This is a genomic window from Phenylobacterium sp., assembly GCF_046290725.1.
In the GTDB taxonomy this organism is placed as follows: domain Bacteria; phylum Pseudomonadota; class Alphaproteobacteria; order Caulobacterales; family Caulobacteraceae; genus Phenylobacterium.
On sequence record NZ_JBKBUH010000002.1, the window covers coordinates 922028 to 939866 of the forward strand.

Here is a 17839-nt window from a genome sequence, read left to right on the forward strand (position 1 = left end):
CATGACGACGAGCGTTCAGGCGCGGGTCTTGATCGTCGCGCGGGACGATTCCCTCGCGGGCCCGCTCGCCGAGGGGCTCGACCGCCTGGGCTGGCGCACGGTGACGGCGCGGGGCCCCTACGCCGCCCTGGCCGCCCTCGCCGACCTGGGCGTGGAGGCGGCCATCGTCGACCTGGCCAGCGGCGGGCACGAGGCCCTGACCATGGCCCGCCGGCTGAAGGCGGCCTGCGCGCCCCGGCGCCTGCCGGTGATCGCCATCGGCGAACCGACAGCAGACCTGGAGACCTACGATTTCGACCTGATCCTCGCCGCGCCGCTGCATCCCTCTCAGGCAGCCTTGAGGATGGAGACCCTGGTCCGCACCGCCGTCGCCGAAGAGGAGTTCGAGCTGCGGGTCGAAACCTTCGCCGATCGGGGCCGACGGCTGGACCTGCCGACCACGGATTCCGCGCCGTTTCACATCCTGGCCATCGGCGAGCCGGCGCCGCAGTTCCTGGCGCTGTCCAACGCCCTATCGCGGGCCGGGGCCGAGGTGGTGGGCGCCTTCACCGCCTATACGGCCTTCGACTACCTGCACGAGCGGCCGTTCGACGCCGTGGTGCTGTGGGCCGGCGACAACAGCCAGGAGGCGCTCTCCATCGCCGCGGGGATGCGCCGGAACACCCGGCTCTATCACACGCCCGCCCTGCTCTACATGCGGCAGGAGAGCTATGTGACCATGTCGGAGGCCTATCATCGCGGGGTGTCGGACGTGGCCTCGCCGGAGACGCCGGAGACCGAAACCGCCAAGCGAGTGCTGGAACTGGCCCGCAGCTACCGTCGCCAGACCGCCATCCGGCGCGCCCTGGAGAAGGCGCGGGCTTCGGGCCTGATGGACCCGGCGACGGGCCTCTTCACCCGCGACCTCTTCGCCGCCCATCTTGGCCGGCTGGCCCAGGCGGCGCGGACGCGCCACCGGCCGCTGTCGGTCTGCGTGCTGAAGGTGGCCGACAAGCCGGACGTGACCGCCGCCCGCGGCGGCGGCTGGCTCGACCGCGCCGTGCCGCAGATCGGCTCGATGATCGGCCGCCTGGTGCGGGCGGAGGACACCGCCGCCCGTCTCGGCCCCGAGGTCTTCGCGCTGGCCCTGCCCGCCACCGGCCAGGCCGCCGCGCGGGCCGCCGGCGAGCGGATCGCCGCGGTCATCGGCTGCACCGCCTTCGAAGGCGGCGAGGGCAAGCCGCCCTTCGTGGTCGAGTTCGACATCGGGGTCGCCGAGGTAGGGCGCGCCGAGAGCGTGGTCCACGCCCTGGAGGAAGCCGCCGCCCGGGCGCACAAGGCCGCCGTCTGATGGGCGCAGGCGGCGAGGCTTCCGCCTTTGCGCCCTATGTCTGGCTGGTCGTTCTGGCGATCGTCGCCTACCGCCTGATCCGTCGCCTCAAGCCCCGGCCGTTGCGGATCGGGCGCATGTGGATCACCCCAGCTCTGATCCTTTCGCTGGTCGCCTTGAGCTTCGCCGTGCAGCCGCCGCCGCGGCTCGCCGTGGTGCTGGCAGGCCTGGCCGCGCTTGCGGCGGGCGCAGGCCTGGGCTGGTGGCGCGGAGCGACCACGCGCATCGAGATCGATCCGCAGACGCGGGAGCTGACCAGCCAGGCCTCGGCCTTCGGCATGCTGCTGATCCTGGGCGTCATCGCGTTGCGCATCGGCCTGCGCCAGTTGGCCGGCGATAACGCCCTGGCCTGGGGCGTGACGCCCCTGGAGATCGCCGACGTCTCGCTGCTGTTCGCGGCGGGCCTCGTCTGCGTCCAGCGGCTGGAGATGTGGCTGCGGGCGCGGCGGCTGCTCGCCGAGACCCCGAGCTCCTGATCAGGCCGCCGCCAGCTTGGCGAGCTCGCTCAGCACACGCTCCGCCGCGCCGAGCCGCTGCTCCGGCGTCTCCCACTCGCCCTTCACCACCACCTTGTGGTCGGGACGGATGCGCCAGGCGACCTGGTTCTTCTGGACGAAGCCGACCAGGCCCATGGGGTTCTTGAACTCGTCGCCACGGAAGCTGACCACCGCCCCCTTCGGCCCCACGTCGATCTTGGCGACATTGGCCTCGCGGCAGAGGCCCTTGATGGCCACGACCTTGAGCAGCTGGCCGGCTTCCGGCGGCAGGGGCCCAAAACGATCGATCATCTCGGCCGCCAGGGCCTCGCGGTCGCCCGCCTTCTCCGCGTCCGACAGGCGGCGATAGAGCGCCAGCCGGACATTGAGGTCGGGCACGTAGTCCTCGGGGATCAGCACCGCGGCGCCGGTGTTGATCTGGGGCGACCAGCCGCGGTCGACCAGGCCTTCCTTGCCGGCCAGCTCCTTCAGCTCGTTGACCGCGTCCTCCAGCATCTGCTGGTAGAGCTCGACCCCGATCTCGCGGATATGGCCCGACTGCTCCTCGCCCAGCAGGTTGCCGCCGCCGCGGATGTCGAGGTCGTGGCTGGCGAGCTGGAAGCCGGCTCCCAGGCTGTCGAGCGACTGCAGCACCTTCAGCCGCTTCTCGGCCGAGAGCGTGATCTGCTTCTCCGCCGGCGTGGTCAGATAGGCGTAGGCCCGCGCCTTGGCGCGTCCCACGCGCCCGCGCAGCTGGTAGAGCTGGGCCAGGCCGAACATGTCCGCGCGGTGGATGATCAGGGTGTTGGCGGTGGGGATGTCGAGGCCGCTCTCCACGATCGTGGTCGAGAGCAGCACATCGTACTGCCCGTCGTAGAAGGCGCTCATCACCTCCTCGAGCTGCGTCGGGGCCATCTGGCCATGTCCCACAACGAAGCGCACCTCCGGGACCTGCTCGCGCAGGAACCGCTCCAGCTCGGGCAGGTCGGAGATTCGCGGGGCGACGTAATAGGCCTGGCCGCCACGATACTTCTCCCGCAGCAGGGCCTCGCGCACCACCACCGGATCGAACGGCGTGATGTAGGTGCGCACCGCCAGGCGGTCGATCGGCGGCGTGGCGATGATCGACATCTCGCGGATGCCCGAGAGCGACATCTGCAAGGTGCGCGGGATCGGCGTGGCGGTGAGGGTCAGCATGTGCACGTCGGCGCGAAGCTCCTTGAGCTTCTCCTTGTGCTTGACGCCGAAGTGCTGCTCCTCGTCGACGATGACCAGGCCGAGGTCCTTGAACCCGACCTGCTTGGACAGCACCGCATGGGTGCCGACCACGATCTCGATCTCGCCGTTCTTCAGGCCCTCGCGGGTCTCGGCGGCCTCCTTGGCGGGGACCAGGCGCGAGAGACGGCGCACCTTCACCGGCCAGCCCTGGAAGCGCTCGGTGAAGGTCTTGTAGTGCTGGCGAGCCAGCAGGGTCGTGGGCGCGACCACGGCCACCTGCTGACCGCTCATGGCGACCACGAAGGCGGCGCGCAGGGCCACCTCGGTCTTGCCGAAGCCGACGTCGCCGCAGATCAGCCGGTCCATCGGCTTGCCGGCCCCGAGATCCTCCAGCACGTCGCCGATGGCGTTGAGCTGGTCCTCGGTCTCCTCGTAGGGGAAGCGGGCGCAGAACTCGTCGAACACCCCGTGCGGCGGGTCGACCGCGTCGGTGATCTTGCTGGCCCGCTCGGCGGCGATGCGGATCAGGCCGATGGCCATCTCGCGCAGCCGTTCCTTGGCGCGGGCCTTGCGGGCCTGCCAGGCCGCACCGCCCAGACGGTCGAGCTGCACGCCCTCGCTCTCGGCGCCGTAACGGGTGAGCAGGTCGATGTTCTCCACCGGCAGGTAGAGCTTGGCCTCGCCGCCGTATTGCAGCTCCAGGCAGTCGTGCGGCGCGCCCTGGACGTCCAGGGTTTTCAAGCCTTCGTAGCGGCCGATGCCGTGCTCGATATGGACCACGAGATCGCCGGGCGTGAGCGAGGAGGCCTCGGCCAGGAAGTTCGAAGCCCGCCGGCGTTTGCGCGGGCGCGCCAGGCGGTCGCCCAGGATGTCGGTCTCGGAGATGACCGCCAGCTTGTCGGTCTCGAACCCCTGGTCGAGCGGCAGGACGACCCGCTGCAGCTTCTTGGGATCGGCCGCGCGGGCGGCGTCCCAGTAGGGCGCGAAGGCGACATCCTTCAGGCCGTGGTCGGCCAGCATGACGCCCAGACGGTCGGACGAGCCCTCGGACCAGGAGGCGAACAGCACCCGCTTGCCCTGGGCGGCCAGCGCCTTGGCGTGCGCGCCGGCGGCCTCGAACAGGTTCACCGAATCCTGCATCCGCTCGGCGGCGAAGGTCCGGCCGATGCGCGCGCCCACGTCGACGACGGTTTCGCCCTCGGCCTCCTGAAAGGCGGAGAACCGGCGAGTCGGGCGCACGGCCAGGCGCTCGCCCCATTCCTCGGCGTCCATATAGAGCCGCGTGGGTTCCAGCGGCCGGTAGTGCACCTTGCGGTCGGCCTGGACGCGGGCTTCGTGGGCGTCGGCGATCATCGCCAGCCGCTCGTCGCGGGCTTCGGCGGCCAGGTGATCCAGCGCCACCAGGGCCTGCGTCGGGAGATAGTCGAGCAAGGTCGCCATCTCCGGATAGAACAGCGGCAGCCAGTGCTCCATGCCGGCGCGGCGGCCGCCCTCGCTGACCGTCTCGTAGAGCGGATCGCCGCCGGGCGCGCCGAAGGCCTCCACATAGCCGCGGCGGAAGCGGGCGATGGCGTCCTTGTCCAGCAGGGCCTCGCTGACCGGCAGCAGCGAGACCTCCTTGAGCTGCCGCGTGGAGCGCTGGGTCTCCGGATCGAAGGCGCGGATCGATTCCAGCGTGTCGCCGAACAGGTCGAGGCGCACCGGCTCCTCGGCGCCCGGCGGAAAGACGTCGATCACCCCGCCGCGGATCGCGAACTCGCCGCGCTCCGAAACAGTGGACGCACGCGCATAGCCATTGACCGCGAAGTAGCGCTCGAGATCGGCGATCTCCACCACATTGCCGACACGGGCGGAATAGGTGGCGCCCTCGACCGCGCTCTTCGGCGGGACGCGCTGCAGAAGCGCCGGGGCGGTGGTGACGAGCAGGACCGGGGTCTTGGGATCGAGGCCGCCGGCCAGCCGCGCCAGGGTCGTCATCCGCTCGGCCGCGACGCCAGGCGAAGGCCCGATGCGGTCGTAAGGCAGGCAATCCCAGGCCGGGAAACGCAGCACCTCGACCCCACGGGCGAAGAAGCCGAAGGCGTCGACGAAGGCCGAAAGCCGCGAGGCGTCGCGGGCCACAAAGACCGACAGCCCGCCCCGGGCGCGCACGATGTCGGCCATGGCCAGGGCGTCGAAGCCCTCGGGCGCGCCGACCAGGTCCAGGCGGCCGGGATCCTGGGCGATCCGCCGGTGGTCCGCCGCCGTGGGCGTCCGAAAGCCGTCAGCCGCCATGATCGTCTCCGCGCGCCTCGAAAGCCCGGTCACGGAAAGCCTTCAGGCGGCGCATCAGATCCCCGTCGAAGGCGGCGGGCGTGGGCGCGCGCTCGACGATCCATTCGTAGAGGTCCTGGTCGGGCTGCTCGAGCAGCGTCTCGAAGGCGGCGAGCTCTTCGGACGACATGGCGTCGGCATGCGTATCGGCGAACGGACCCAGGATCAGGTCCGCTTCCCTGAAGCCGCGGTGCCAGGCCCGGTACTTCAGTCGTCTCAGCCGGTTTTCGTCGGTGGTCATAGGAAGCGGCGGATATAGAGCGGCCGACGCTCCCGCGCCACCCCATCCGGCGGCGCAAAGGGCGGCGGAGGCCCGAGGGCCCCCGCCTCGAGACGGCTTAGCGGGTCTCGCCGGCCTGCTTGGCCGAATCCATGGCCGCCTCGCCGCGGGCTTCGACCGCGTCGGCCTCGGCCTCGGCGGCGCTGGCGGCGGCGTCCGTGGCCTCGCCGGCGGCGTCCATCGCCGCGTCGGCGGCTTCGCCGGCGGCATCGGCCGGAGCCATGGCGCTCATGCTGTCGGCGGGCGCCGCGGTGTCGGCCACGGTGGTGTCCTCGGCGGGACGCGAGCAGGCCGTCACGGCCAGGCCGAACACGAGCGCAGTCGCCAGTGCGGTATATCGCATGGGATCTCTCCTTGGATCAGGTTCCAGGTGACAGGCAGCGCCGATCGCGCCCCCAACGCAGCCCAAAACGAACCTCGGCCATAATGGTTGCATCACGTTCGGCACGGCCGGACTAAGCTTGCGCCATGCGGCCCGAGATTCTGTTCCCGCTCTATGCGCCGGTCACGACGCTGAAAGGTGTCGGGACGCGGATCGCGCCGCTTCTGGAAAAGCTCGCCGGCCCGGTGGTCCGCGACGTGCTGTTCCTCAAACCCCACAGCCTGATCCGCAGGCGTGCGGCCACCGTGGCGAGCGCCGTCGAGGGCGAGGTGCAGACCTTCTCGCTCGAGATCCACGCCTGCAAGCCGCCGCGCAGCCCCCAGCAGCCTTGGCGCATCGAGGCCCACGACGAGACGGGCGTCATCTCGCTGGTCTTCTTCGGCGGCTTCGGCGGCCGGCTGGCCGAGCAGCATCCGGTCGGCGCCAAGCGCCTGGTCTCGGGCAAGGTGGAGCGTTTCGGCCTTAACCTGCAGATCGCCCATCCCGACTACATGGTCCCGCCCGAACGGGCCGGCGAGATTCCGGAGATCGAGACCGTCTATCCGGCCACCGCCGGTCTGCCGCCGCGCGCCGTGCGGAAGCTCGCCCTGGAGGCGCTCTCCCGCGCCCCCGACCTGCCGGAATGGCAGGACCCGGCCTGGCTCGCCCGCGAACGCTTCCCAGGCTGGCGCGCGGCGCTGGAACGGCTGCACGCCCCGCAGGGCGAGGCCGACCTCGCCCCCCTCGCCCCGCACCAGCGCCGCCTGGCCTATGACGAGCTGCTGGCCCACCAGCTGGCCATGGCCCAGCGCAAGGCCGAGCGGCGCGCCGAGCCGGCCCCGCCAATCCCCGCTTCCGATCTTGCGCGGAAGATCGAGGCCGACCTGCCCTTCGCTCTGACGGGCGCCCAGGGCCGCGCCCTGGCCGACGTGCGGCGTGGCCTGGCCGCAGGCGAGCGCATGAGCCGCCTCCTGCAGGGCGACGTGGGGTCCGGCAAGACGGTGGTGGCCATGCTGGCCATGGCCGACGTCGCAGCCGCCGGCGGCCAGAGCGCCCTGATGGCGCCGACCGAAATCCTGGCGCGGCAGCATTTCGAGACCCTGGAAGGCCCGCTGTCGGAGCACGGGATCGCCGCCGTCCTGCTGACCGGACGCGACAAAGGCGTCGGCCGGGCCGAGAAGCTGCGCGCGCTCGCCTCCGGGGCGGTGAAGGTGGCCGTCGGCACCCATGCGCTCTTTCAGGACGACGTCGCCTTCCACGACCTGCGCCTGGCGGTGATCGACGAGCAGCACCGGTTCGGCGTGGCCGAGCGGCAGCGCCTGCAGGCCAAGGGCGCGGCCACCCACCTTTTGGCCATGTCGGCCACGCCGATCCCGCGCACCCTGGAGCTGACGGTCTACGGCGACCTCGACGTCTCGCGGATCGACGAGAAGCCGCCGGGCCGCACGCCAGTGGCCACCCGCGCGGCCCCCATGACACGCGTCGACGAGGTGGAGGCGCGCCTGCGCCAGGCGATCGCCGGCGGGGCGCAGGCCTTCTGGATCTGCCCGCTGGTCTCGGAATCGGAGGTCGTGGACCTCAAGGCGGCCGAGAAGCGCGCCGCCGAGCTGCGCCAGCGGATCGGGCCGGGCGTGGGCCTTATCCATGGCAAGATGCCGCCGGCCGAGAAGGACGCCGTCATGGCCGACTTCGCCGACGGCAGGATCTCGCTGCTGGTCGCCACCACCGTGGTCGAGGTCGGCGTCAACGTCCCCAACGCCACCATCATGGTGATCGAACAGGCCGAGCGCTTCGGACTGGCCCAGCTGCACCAGCTGCGCGGCCGGGTGGGGCGCGGTCGGCGGGAAAGCGCCTGCGTCCTGCTTTACGACCCGCCGCTGTCCGAGACCGCCCAGAAGCGGCTGGACATCCTGCGCCGCACCGACGACGGCTTCCTGATCGCCGAGACGGACCTGGAGCTGCGCGGCGGCGGCGATGCGCTGGGCCTGCGGCAGTCCGGCTTCCCGGCCTATGTGTTCGCCGATCCCTTCGCTCATCGCGACCTGATCGCCGCGGCCGGCGACGATGCGCGCCTGATCGTGACCCGCGACCCGCAACTCGCCTCTGAGCGCGGCCGCGCCCTGCGCGTGCTGCAAGAGCTGTTCGACTGGCGCCCCGGCTCGCCGCTGAAGGACGCCGGCTGAGCCGGTGCGGCCCCGCGGCGCATTACCGGAAATTATCTTGCCCATAGCCGCGCGAGGGCGGAAGGAGCCAAGCGCCGCCGTGTTCGCCTCCTGCCCTGAACCATGCCCCTGACCGCCTTCCTCGCCGCCGGATCGCTGCTGGCGCCCGCCGCCGTGGAGCTGCCGCGCCTGCCGGAGATCCGCCGCGACCCGCAGGTGACCTATGTGGACCGGTCGGGCGCGTGGCTGGGGACGCGGGGCGGCCGCTACGCCCCGCCAGTGGACCTGGCGAAGCTGCCGGCGCACGTGCCGGCGGCCTTCGTCGCCATCGAGGACCGGCGGTTCTATTCGCACGGCGGGTTCGATCCCGTCGGCATCGGCCGCGCCGTGGCGGTCGGCATCGGCGAAGGGCGCGCAACGCAAGGGGCCTCGACCATCACCCAGCAGCTGGCGCGCAACCTGTTCCTGAGCGCCGACCGTACGGTGGAACGCAAGGCGCGGGAGCTGATGCTGGCCGTGCAGCTGGAACAGGCCTATTCCAAGCGCCAGATCCTCGGCCTCTATCTCAGCCGGGTCTATTTCAGCTCCGGCGCCTATGGGATCGAGGCTGCGGCGCGTCGTTACTTCAACAAGCCCGCGGCCCAGCTGACGGTCAAGGAGGCCGCGATCCTGGCCGGGGTGCTGAAGTCGCCCACCAACTACAACCCCGCCGAACGCCGCCAGCAGGCCCTGCAGCGCTCCAACTTGGTGCTCGACGCCATGGTGGAGACCGGCGCCATCACGCCCGCCCAGCGAGCCAGGGCCAAGGCCGAGACGCCGCGGATCTGGACGACCGCGCCGACGGCGCCGGCCCAGTACTTCATCGACTGGATCGACGGCGAGGTCCGTCGCCTGGCGGGAACGCCGCGGCAGGACATGGTCGTGGAGACCACGCTCGACCTGCCGATGGAAGCCGCAGCGGCCGAAGCCGCCAAGGCCGCCGTGGCCGGGCCCGGCGTCCAGGGCCCCGCCCAGGCCGCCCTGGTGGCGCTGGACGGGACAGGCCGCGTCCGCGTCATGGTCGGCGGGACCGACTATGCGAGAGGCCCCTATAACCGCGCAGCCTCGGCCCAGCGCCAGGCCGGCTCCGCGTGGAAGCCGTTCGTCTATCTGGCGGCCCTGGAGGCAGGCTGGACGCCGGACATGCTGGTGATCGACGAGCCGGTGCAGATCGGCGCCTGGTCGCCGCGCAACTACACCGAGGCCTATCTCGGCGAGATCACCCTGGAGCGGGCCGTAGCCCAGTCGGTGAACACCGTCGCGGCTCGGACCGCCGACGAAGTCGGCCGCGACCGGGTGGCCGCCGCCGCCCGACGGCTGGGCGTCGCCTCTCCGATCAACACCGATCCGGCCATGGCGCTGGGAACCACGCTGGTCTCGCCGCTGCAGATGACCCAGGCCTACGCCGCCTTCGCCAACGGCGGGGATCGCGTGGCGCCCTACGGAATCGAGCGAATCCGCACGACCGGCGGCGCGGTGCTCTATCAGCGCAAGCCGCAGGCTCCGACGCCGGTCATCGAGAACCCCGCCCTCTCGGACCTGAACCGGATGATGCGCGCGGCGGTGACCTCCGGCACCGGGACGCGGGCGGCTGTGCCCGGACGCGATATCGCCGGGAAGACCGGCACCACCTCGGATTACCGCGACGCTTGGTTCTGCGGCTACACGGGCGGCTTCGCAGCCTGCGCCTGGATGGGCCGCGACGACAACGCCCCGCTGGGCCGGATCACCGGCGGCGGCCCGCCAGCCGAGCTCTGGCGCACCTTCATGACCACCGCGGTCAAGCGGATTCCCGCCCAGGCGATCCCCGCCGGGCGGCCGGCGCCTCAGCCGCCCGAGCCGGAGCCGGAGCCGGAGCCGGTCGAAGCCGCGTCAGAAGCCTCCGCGGAACCGCTCGACTGAGCATTCCAGGCCGCCAACCGCGCCTTGGCGTCGGCCTCCAGGTCCGCATAGAAGAGGTTGTAGCCTGGGACCTTGCGCCGATCGGCCCAGGATCCCGACGGTTTCAGCGAGCCCGACTTCGGCCGCGAGACCCTGAGCACGCCTCGTTCGCATCGGGCCGAGACCTGGCGGGTCAGGAAGGCGGGCCGCGCGCCCCACTCCAAGCCCGTGGCGTTGGCCGCGCCCTGGTGCAGCCTGGCCGGCGCCTCGGCCTCGCTCACCTGCCCCAGCAACGGGTTGAAGCACAGCGGGCGGCTGCCGTGCAGATTGTCCAGCGCGCCCTGCCGCCAGACCAGCGATCGGTCCTGGATCGCCTGGGCCCGTTCCAGGTCGTGTTCGTAGGCCGAGACCCAGGCCGCCAGGCATCCGGCCTGGTCGCGGCCCGTGCAGGGCGGCAGGGGCGGCGCATCGGCCGGAACGGCGGCTTCCACCAGATAGGCGGCCGCCAGCCGGGCGCGGACGGCCGGGTCGGCGGCGACCTCCTCGACCAGCAGGCGGGCGGCCAGCGTGCCGCCCTGCTCCACGCCAACGATCACGAACGGCCGGCCGCTGTTGTAGTCGGAGAGATAGCGGCGGAACGCCTGGGCCACGTCGCCATAGGCGAACCGGCGCGCCTCCTTGGCGTCCTCGCGCAGGGTCAGGAGCGAATAGAGGCTCGCCTGGCGATAGCGCGGGGCGAATATCCGCCCCACCCGCACGAACGGCCCGGCGTAGTTGGGCGCCATCACCCGCCGGAACAACGCGTCGGAGCGTGGATCGTCGAAGGGCGCGTTCCAGTGCGCCCCGCCGTCATAGGTGGTGGGCGAGACGAAGAAGACGTCGGCCGCAGGCTCGTCTGGCTTCGCCTGGGCCGGATCGGTCGGCAGCAGCGCCCAGGCTTCGCGCTGCGAATAGTCCGGCGCCGGCGGCGGTTCGTAGGTCTGGAACGGCTCCTTGGGGTCGAGTCCGGTGCGCAGGATGTCATCGCGCCAGACGAAGGCGCCGGCGCCCAGCACGCTTGCGATCAGCACGGCCAGGGCGATCAGTCCGCGCCGAAAACCCTTGGGACGTTCGGCCATCCCGTCCGCCTAGCGATAGGGATCGGGCTGGGACAGGTAATTGCCGACATAGTCGCCGATCCCATCCTCCAGCCGGGTCATCGGCTGGTTGTAGCCGGCCTGCTGCAGGCGCTCCATGTGGGCCTGGGTGAAGTACTGGTACTTGTCGCGGATCGCCGGCGGCATGGGGGTGTACTCGATCTGCGGCTCTCGACCGGCGGCGGCGAACACCGCCCGGGCGAGGTCCTCGAAGGTGCGCGCCGTGCCCGAACCCAGATTGTAGATGCCGTTCACCTGCTCGTTCTTCGAGAGCCAGGCGACGATGTCGGCCACGTCGCGGACATAGACGAAGTCCCGCATCTGACCGCCGTCCGGCACGCCCTCGCGATAGGAGCGGAAGAGCTGCACCGCATGGCCGTCGCGCACCTGCGGCCAGATCTGGGAGGCCACCGACTTCATCGAGTGCTTGTGCTCTTCGTTCGGCCCGTAGACGTTGAAGAACTTCAGCCCCACCCACTGCGGCGGCGCATAGCCGCGGGCCGCCTGGCGGGCGGCGAAGGTGTCGAACAGCGCCTTCGACCAGCCATAGGTGTTGAGCGGCCGTAGCGCGATGAGCGAGGCCAGGTCGTCCCGATCAACGAAATCCGTCGCGTCGCCGTAGGTCGCGGCCGAAGAGGCGTAGATGAACCGCCTCTGGCGGTCGGCGCACCAGCGGAAGAGGTCGCGGCTGAGGGTGAAGTTGGTGTGGACGATCTTGTCGGCGTCCGGCTCGGTGGTGGAGGACACCGCCCCCATGTGGATCACCAGCTCCACGTCGCGCCAGCGCTTCTCCAGCCAGTCGAACATCATCTCCGGCGCTACGAAGTCGCCGATCGGATGCTTGGCGATGTTGCGCCACTTGCCGAGCTCGGCCTCGTGCAGACGGTCGCAGACCACCACGTCCAGGCTGAGATCCTCGGCCAGCCTGGCCACGATGTTGGAGCCGATGAAGCCGGCCCCGCCGGTGACGAAGACGATGCGGCGGGTCATGCCTTCTCCTGCATCCGGGCGATGGCGGCGGTGGTGGAGAAGCCCTGAACGATCTCCGCCAGGCGCACCTGGCCGCCATAGGACTTCACGAAGTCGCCGCCCACCACCTCACTTTCGGCGTAGTCGGCGCCCTTGACCAGCACGTCGGGCCGCGCGGCCTCGATCAGCGCCACGGGCGTGTCCTCGTCGAAGGGCACGACGAGGTCCACCGAGCCGAGGCCGGCCAGCACCATGGCGCGGCTCTCCAGGTCGTTGACCGGCCGCCCCTCCCCCTTCAGCCGCCGGACCGAGGCGTCGGAGTTCACGCCCACGATCAGCCGGTCGCACCAGGCCCGGGCCTGGGTCAGATAGGTGACGTGTCCCCGGTGCAGGATGTCGAAGCAGCCGTTGGTGAAGCCGACACGCAGGCCCTTGGCCCGCCAGCGCGCCACCTCTTCGGCCATGCGCTGAGGCGTGGCGACCTTGGCCTCGGCCGGCGCCAGGTGAGCGGTCAGGGCCGCCTCGATCAGTTCTTCCGGCGTGACCACGGCGGTGCCGGGCTTTCCCACCGCCACGCCCGAGGCCAGCATGGCGAACTGGATGGCGTCCTCGACGCCGACGTCCTTGGCGGCCAGCGCGAGGCCGAGGGCGGCGATCGTGGTGTCGCCCGCGCCGGAGGCGTCGAACACCTCGCGCGGGATCCCGGGGAAGTGCCGGACGGCCTCGCCGCGGACGGCCAGCGAGATGCCCTTGGCCGCGCGGGTGACCAGGATCGCCTTGGCCTCGCACAGGGTCAGCGCGTGCAGGAGGGCCGCCTCCACCTCCGCGTCGGTGGAGGTCGGCATGTCGGTGGCGTGGGCCAGCTCCGCGGCGTTCGGCTTGACGATATCCACCTCACCGTAGCGGGCGAAGCTGCGGGCCTTGGAATCGACGATCATCAGGGCGCCGGTCGCCCGGCAGGCGGCGATCACCGCCGGCGTCACCACGCCCTTGCCGTAGTCCGACAGCAGAATGACGCCGGCGTCCTGGCCCACGTCGCGGATGGTGCGGATCAGGCGCTGTTCGCAGTCGCCGGTCACCGGACCGCTGGTCTCCATGTCCACACGCAGCAACTGCTGGCCGCCGGAGACGAAGCGGGTCTTCAAGGTGGTCGGACGGTCGGGATCGGTGACCACGAAGCCTTCGACGCCCTCCTCGGCCTCGATCAGGCGCAGGGCCTCGTGCCCCTCGGCGTCGCCGCCGATCACCCCCACCAGCCGCGCCTGGCCGCCCAGGGCTGCGGCGTTGCGCGCCACGTTGCCGGCCGCGCCCAGCATGACGATCTCGCGCTGGCGGGCCAGGACGGGGATCGGCGCCTCGGGCGAAACGCGGTGGACCTCGCCATAGACGAACCGGTCGATCATCAGATCGCCGACGCAGGCGATCCTGGCGCCGGCGACGGCGCCGAGCAGCTTCTGGAGGGCGGAAAGATCCATCGGCCCCAGCCTAGACCGATTGGCGAACGGCGCCATGCACCGCCTTGAGCATCGCCAGGAGGCCGCGGGCCTCGGAGAGCGGCAGGCAGCTCGGCCCGTCGCACAGGGCCTTGTCCGGATCGTGGTGGAACTCCAGGAACACCCCGTCGGCGCCGGCCGCCACCGCGGCCTTGGCCAGGATCGGCACCCCTTCCCGCCGCCCGCCGGTCGAAGCGCCGTTCGAGCGCGGATTGGCCCCCGGCAGCTGGACGGCGTGGGTGGCGTCGATGGTGACCGGCGCGCCCAGGTCCTTCATGGCCTGGATGCCCAGCATGTCGACCACCAGGTTGTTGTAGCCGAACGACACGCCCCGCTCGCACAGGATGGTCATGTCGGTTTCCACCGCCTCCTTGATCTTGTCGAGGATGTTGCGGCAGTCCCAGGGCGCCAGGAACTGCCCCTTCTTCACGTGCAGCAGGCCGCCAGCGGCCCGTGTCGCACGGGCGGCGGCGATCACCAAGTCGGTCTGGCGGCAGAGGAAGGCGGGGATCTGAACCAGGTCGGCGACCTCTGCAACCGGCTCGGCCTGATCCACCTCGTGCAGGTCGGTGCAGATGGGCAGGTCGAACTCGGCCTTGATCGCCTTCAGGATCTCCAGCCCCTTCTCCAGGCCGGGACCGCGATAGCTGCGGATCGAGGAACGGTTGGCCTTGTCGAAGCTCGCCTTGAACACATAGGGCAGGCCGAGCTCGGCGGTCACGGCCTTCAGATGCCGGGCGGCGTCGCGCGCCAGCTCCAGGTCCTCCAGCACGTTCAGGCCGGCGATCACCACCAGGGGATGGCCCTCGCCGATCGAGATGTTCCAGCGGGTCAGGGTGAGCGCGGCCATGGGACTCCCGAGGGTTTCTTCGCCGCCTAAGTGGCGTGGGCGGCGAGCCTTCACAAGCCGAAAACGATCCGTCCGCGGCCCGCCCGGTCGGGTCTAGGGGTGGCCTCCCGCGAAATTCCAGTGTTATGCTTATTAGGAAATCGAGGGTTGCGACAATGACCTTGGCGCATGAGCCGCTGGCGGCGATCGCCGCCTCGCCCCGGGCCTTCGACAGATTGCCCGCACTCGCGGGGGCCCCGGCCCCCTTCCGCTTCGCCGCGCGCCTCCTGGCGCTGAACTGGCGTGTCGGCCGCCTGACCTTCGTCATGCCCAACGGCCGCGAGCTCAAGCTTCAGGGCGAGCGTCCGGGCCCCGACGCCCGGATCGTCGTGCGCGACCACCGCTTCATGCGCCGGGTGCTGGCCTCGGGCGACATCGGCTTCGCCGAGGGCTACATGGCCGGCGAGTGGGATACGCCGGACCTCTCGGCGGTGCTGCTGGCGATGAGCGAGAACATCGACAGAGTAGCCCGGCTTTTGCATGGAAATCCCGTGTCCTGGGCGGTCAATTTCATCGGCCATGCGATGAACGCGAACACCCGGCGAGGCTCGCGCAAGAACATCCACGCGCACTACGACCTGGGCAACGCCTTCTATTCGCGGTGGCTGGACGCCACCATGACCTATTCCTCGGCCCTGTTCGAGGAAGCGAAACAGGATCTCGCCGCCGCCCAGACCAACAAGTACCGGGCCCTGGCCGAGGCCATGGACCTGCGCCCGGGTCACCACGTGCTGGAGATCGGCTGCGGCTGGGGCGGCTTCGCCGAGTACGCCGCCGGGACGGTGGGGGCGAAGGTCACCGGCATCACCATCTCGCAGGAACAGTTCGATTTCGCCCGCAGACGCGTGGCTCAAAAGGGCCTCTCCGACGGCGTGGACATCCGGATGGTCGATTACCGCGACGTGGAGGGCCGCTTCGACCGGGTCGCTTCCATCGAAATGTTCGAGGCGGTGGGCGAGCGCTATTGGCCGGCCTATTTCGGCAAGATCCGCGACGTGCTGGCGCCGGGCGGTCGCGCGGCCCTGCAGATCATCACCATCCGGGACGAGTTCTTCGCCGCCTATCGCCGACGGGCCGATTTCATCCAGAAGTACATCTTCCCCGGCGGCATGCTGCCCTCCGAAGAGCGGCTGAAAGCCCAGACCGATCGCGCAGGTCTGTCGTGGACCGGAATTTCCCGCTTCGGCCAGGACTATGCCGACACCCTGGCCCACTGGGGCCGGCGGTTCGAGAGCGCCTGGGACGAGATCGCCGGGCTCGGCTTCGACGAACGGTTCCGCAGGCTCTGGCGGTTCTATCTCAGCTATTGCGAGGCGGGATTCCGCAGCGGCCGCACCGATGTGGTGCAGCTTGGCCTCGCCAAAGCTTGAGCGCCCCCTGTTCTTGCAGGCGGACGCCGCCTAAGTAGCGGGGCATGACCGTCCTCCCCAGCGTCCTCGACGCCATCGGAAACACGCCGCTGATCCGCCTGCGCCACGCCAGCGAGATCACCGGCTGCGAAATCCTCGGCAAGGCCGAGTTCATGAACCCCGGCCAGTCGGTGAAGGACCGGGCGGCGCTCTACATCATCCGCGACGCGGAGGCCCGCGGCCTGATCCGGCCCGGCGGCCGCATCGTCGAGGGCACGGCGGGCAACACCGGCATTGGCCTCGCCATGGTCGGCCAGGCGCTGGGCTACAAGACCACCATCGTCATCCCGCGCACCCAAAGCCAGGAGAAGAAGGACGCCATCCGCCTGCTGGGCGCGGAGCTCGTGGAGGTGGATGCGGTCCCCTACTCCAATCCCGACAACTATGTCCGCTATTCCGGGCGTTTGGCGGAGGAACTGAACGCTAAGGAACCGGCCGGGGCCATCTGGGCCAACCAGTTCGACAATGTCGCCAACCGCCAGGCGCATGTGGAGACCACTGGGCCGGAGATCTGGGCCCAGACCGAGGGCAAGGTCGACGGCTTCATCTGCGCCGTCGGCTCCGGCGGCACCCTGGCCGGCGTCGCCCAGGCCCTGCGGGCGCGCAAAGCCGAGGTCGCCATCGGTCTTGCCGACCCCCACGGCGCGGCCCTCTATTCCTGGTACACGCAAGGCGAACTGAAGGCCGAGGGGAGCTCGATCAGCGAGGGCATCGGCCAGGGGCGCATCACCGCCAATCTGGAAGGCCTCTCCGTCGACCGCGCCTATCGCATCGACGACCGCGAGATGCTGAACGTCATCTACGACATGGTCGAGCACGAGGGGCTGGTGATGGGCGGCTCCACCGGGATCAACGTCGCCGGCGCCATCCGCATGGCCCGCGACCTGGGGCCCGGACACACCATCGTGACGATCCTGTGCGACCAGGGCGCGCGCTATCAGAGCAAGATCTACAATCCCCAGTTCCTGAAGGAACGCGATCTGCCCGTCCCGTCATGGCTCTGACCGATCCCCTCGTCTCGACGGCCTGGCTGGCCGACCGGCTGCGCACCGACGAGGTGCGGGTGGTCGACGGCTCCTGGCACATGCCGGCCGCCGGGCGCAGCGGCCGCGAGGAGTATCTGCAGGCTCACATACCGGGCGCGGTCTTCTTCGACATCGACGCCATCGCCGATCCGGCGACCGACCTGCCGCACATGCTGCCCAGCCCGGAGGCGTTCGCGAAGGCCGCAGGCGAGCTCGGCCTTTCGCGCGACCATGCCGTCGTCGTCTACGACACGGTGGGGATCTTCTCCGCGGCCCGGGTCTGGTGGACGCTGCGGGTCATGGGGTACGACCAGGTCGCCGTGCTGGACGGGGGCTTTCGCCAGTGGCTGGCCGAGCGCCGGCCAGTGGAGACCGGCGAGGTCTCGCCCCGCGTCGTCGACGTGGCGCCGGCCTTCAACGCCGAGCTCGTGCGCGACCTGGAGGCCGTGCGGACGATGCTCGCCTCCGGCAAGGACCAGATCCTCGACGCTCGGCCTTTGGCGCGTTTCCGCGGCGAGGCGGCTGAGCCCCGCCCGGGCCTGCGGGCCGGCCACATGCCCGGGGCGCTCAACCTGCCCTTCGATCAGGTCGTGGCGCCGGACGGGCGGCTGAAATCCCCTGAGGAGCTGCGCCAGGCGTTCAAAGCGGCCGGCGTAGACGTGAAGCGCCCCGTGGTGACCACCTGCGGCTCCGGCGTCACGGCCTCGGTGCTGGCGCTGGCCCTGGCCCGCATCGGCGCCGACCGCACGGCGGTCTATGACGGCTCGTGGGCGGAATGGGGTGGGCGGGACGACACGCCCGTGGCCACCGGCGCCTGAT

The 17839-nt window shown here is 70.7% G+C and carries 14 protein-coding genes; 7 read left to right on the top strand and 7 right to left on the bottom strand.

The features are described 5' to 3' along the window. Position 1 precedes the first annotated feature (1 nt). Both ACK41C_RS15790 and ACK41C_RS15795 read left to right on the top strand, forming a co-directional pair. Positions 2-1330, top strand: a complete 1329-nt coding sequence (locus ACK41C_RS15790; protein WP_409656176.1) for a diguanylate cyclase domain-containing protein — start codon at positions 2-4, stop codon at positions 1328-1330. After that, entirely contained in the window at positions 1330-1845 is a 516-nt protein-coding gene (locus ACK41C_RS15795; protein ID WP_409656178.1) for a hypothetical protein, read from the top strand. The genes ACK41C_RS15790 and ACK41C_RS15795 overlap by 1 nt, the downstream gene beginning before the upstream one ends. On the opposite strand, the gene mfd is transcribed toward ACK41C_RS15795, so the two are convergent. From mfd to ACK41C_RS15810, 3 genes are all read right to left on the bottom strand, one after another. After that, complete coding sequence (mfd, locus tag ACK41C_RS15800) at positions 1846-5337, bottom strand: transcription-repair coupling factor (RefSeq protein ID WP_409656180.1); 3492 nt, start codon at positions 5335-5337, stop codon at positions 1846-1848. Beyond that, positions 5327-5617, bottom strand: a complete 291-nt coding sequence (locus tag ACK41C_RS15805; RefSeq protein WP_409656182.1) for a succinate dehydrogenase assembly factor 2 — start codon at positions 5615-5617, stop codon at positions 5327-5329. The genes mfd and ACK41C_RS15805 overlap by 11 nt, the downstream gene beginning before the upstream one ends. A 97-nt stretch (positions 5618-5714) precedes the next feature. Continuing rightward, on the bottom strand, positions 5715-5999 hold the full coding sequence (locus ACK41C_RS15810) for a hypothetical protein (RefSeq protein WP_409656184.1): 285 nt from the start codon (positions 5997-5999) through the stop codon (positions 5715-5717). Between the two features lie 125 nt (positions 6000-6124). On the opposite strand from ACK41C_RS15810, the gene recG reads away from it, so the two are divergent. Continuing rightward, positions 6125-8200: an ATP-dependent DNA helicase RecG gene (recG, locus tag ACK41C_RS15815; protein ID WP_409656186.1), complete on the top strand. Its 2076-nt coding sequence runs from the start codon at positions 6125-6127 to the stop codon at positions 8198-8200. Positions 8201-8302: 102 nt separating this feature from the next. After that, on the top strand, positions 8303-10120 hold the full coding sequence (locus ACK41C_RS15820) for a transglycosylase domain-containing protein (RefSeq protein WP_409656188.1): 1818 nt from the start codon (positions 8303-8305) through the stop codon (positions 10118-10120). Here ACK41C_RS15820 and ACK41C_RS15825 read toward each other — a convergent pair. Genes ACK41C_RS15825 through kdsA form a run of 4 tightly spaced genes read right to left on the bottom strand, consistent with a single transcriptional unit; the run spans position 10045 to position 14547 of the window. Beyond that, the gene (locus ACK41C_RS15825) at positions 10045-11217 is read right to left on the bottom strand and encodes a DUF3089 domain-containing protein (RefSeq protein WP_409656190.1); all 1173 of its coding nucleotides are present in this window, start codon (positions 11215-11217) and stop codon (positions 10045-10047) included. The two genes, ACK41C_RS15820 and ACK41C_RS15825, sit on opposite strands and share 76 nt — an antisense overlap. A 9-nt stretch (positions 11218-11226) precedes the next feature. Next, positions 11227-12225, bottom strand: coding sequence for an ADP-glyceromanno-heptose 6-epimerase (rfaD, locus tag ACK41C_RS15830; protein WP_409656192.1), 999 nt, complete (start codon positions 12223-12225; stop codon positions 11227-11229). Continuing rightward, a complete protein-coding gene (gene rfaE2, locus ACK41C_RS15835; protein ID WP_409656194.1) occupies positions 12222-13679 on the bottom strand; it encodes a D-glycero-beta-D-manno-heptose 1-phosphate adenylyltransferase in 1458 nt (485 codons plus the stop codon). Before rfaE2 ends, rfaD begins: the two co-directional genes overlap by 4 nt. Before the next feature lie 10 nt (positions 13680-13689). After that, entirely contained in the window at positions 13690-14547 is an 858-nt protein-coding gene (kdsA, locus tag ACK41C_RS15840) for a 3-deoxy-8-phosphooctulonate synthase (RefSeq protein WP_409656196.1), read from the bottom strand. A 155-nt stretch (positions 14548-14702) separates the two neighbouring features. Between kdsA and ACK41C_RS15845 the strand changes: the two genes are divergently transcribed. Genes ACK41C_RS15845 through sseA form a run of 3 tightly spaced genes read left to right on the top strand, consistent with a single transcriptional unit; the run spans position 14703 to position 17838 of the window. After that, entirely contained in the window at positions 14703-15956 is a 1254-nt protein-coding gene (locus ACK41C_RS15845; protein WP_409656198.1) for a class I SAM-dependent methyltransferase, read from the top strand. Positions 15957-16000: 44 nt separating this feature from the next. After that, a complete protein-coding gene (locus tag ACK41C_RS15850; RefSeq protein ID WP_409656200.1) occupies positions 16001-16999 on the top strand; it encodes a cysteine synthase A in 999 nt (332 codons plus the stop codon). Next, positions 16990-17838, top strand: coding sequence for a 3-mercaptopyruvate sulfurtransferase (gene sseA / locus ACK41C_RS15855; protein WP_409656202.1), 849 nt, complete (start codon positions 16990-16992; stop codon positions 17836-17838). The genes ACK41C_RS15850 and sseA overlap by 10 nt, the downstream gene beginning before the upstream one ends. Position 17839: the final 1 nt, after the last annotated feature.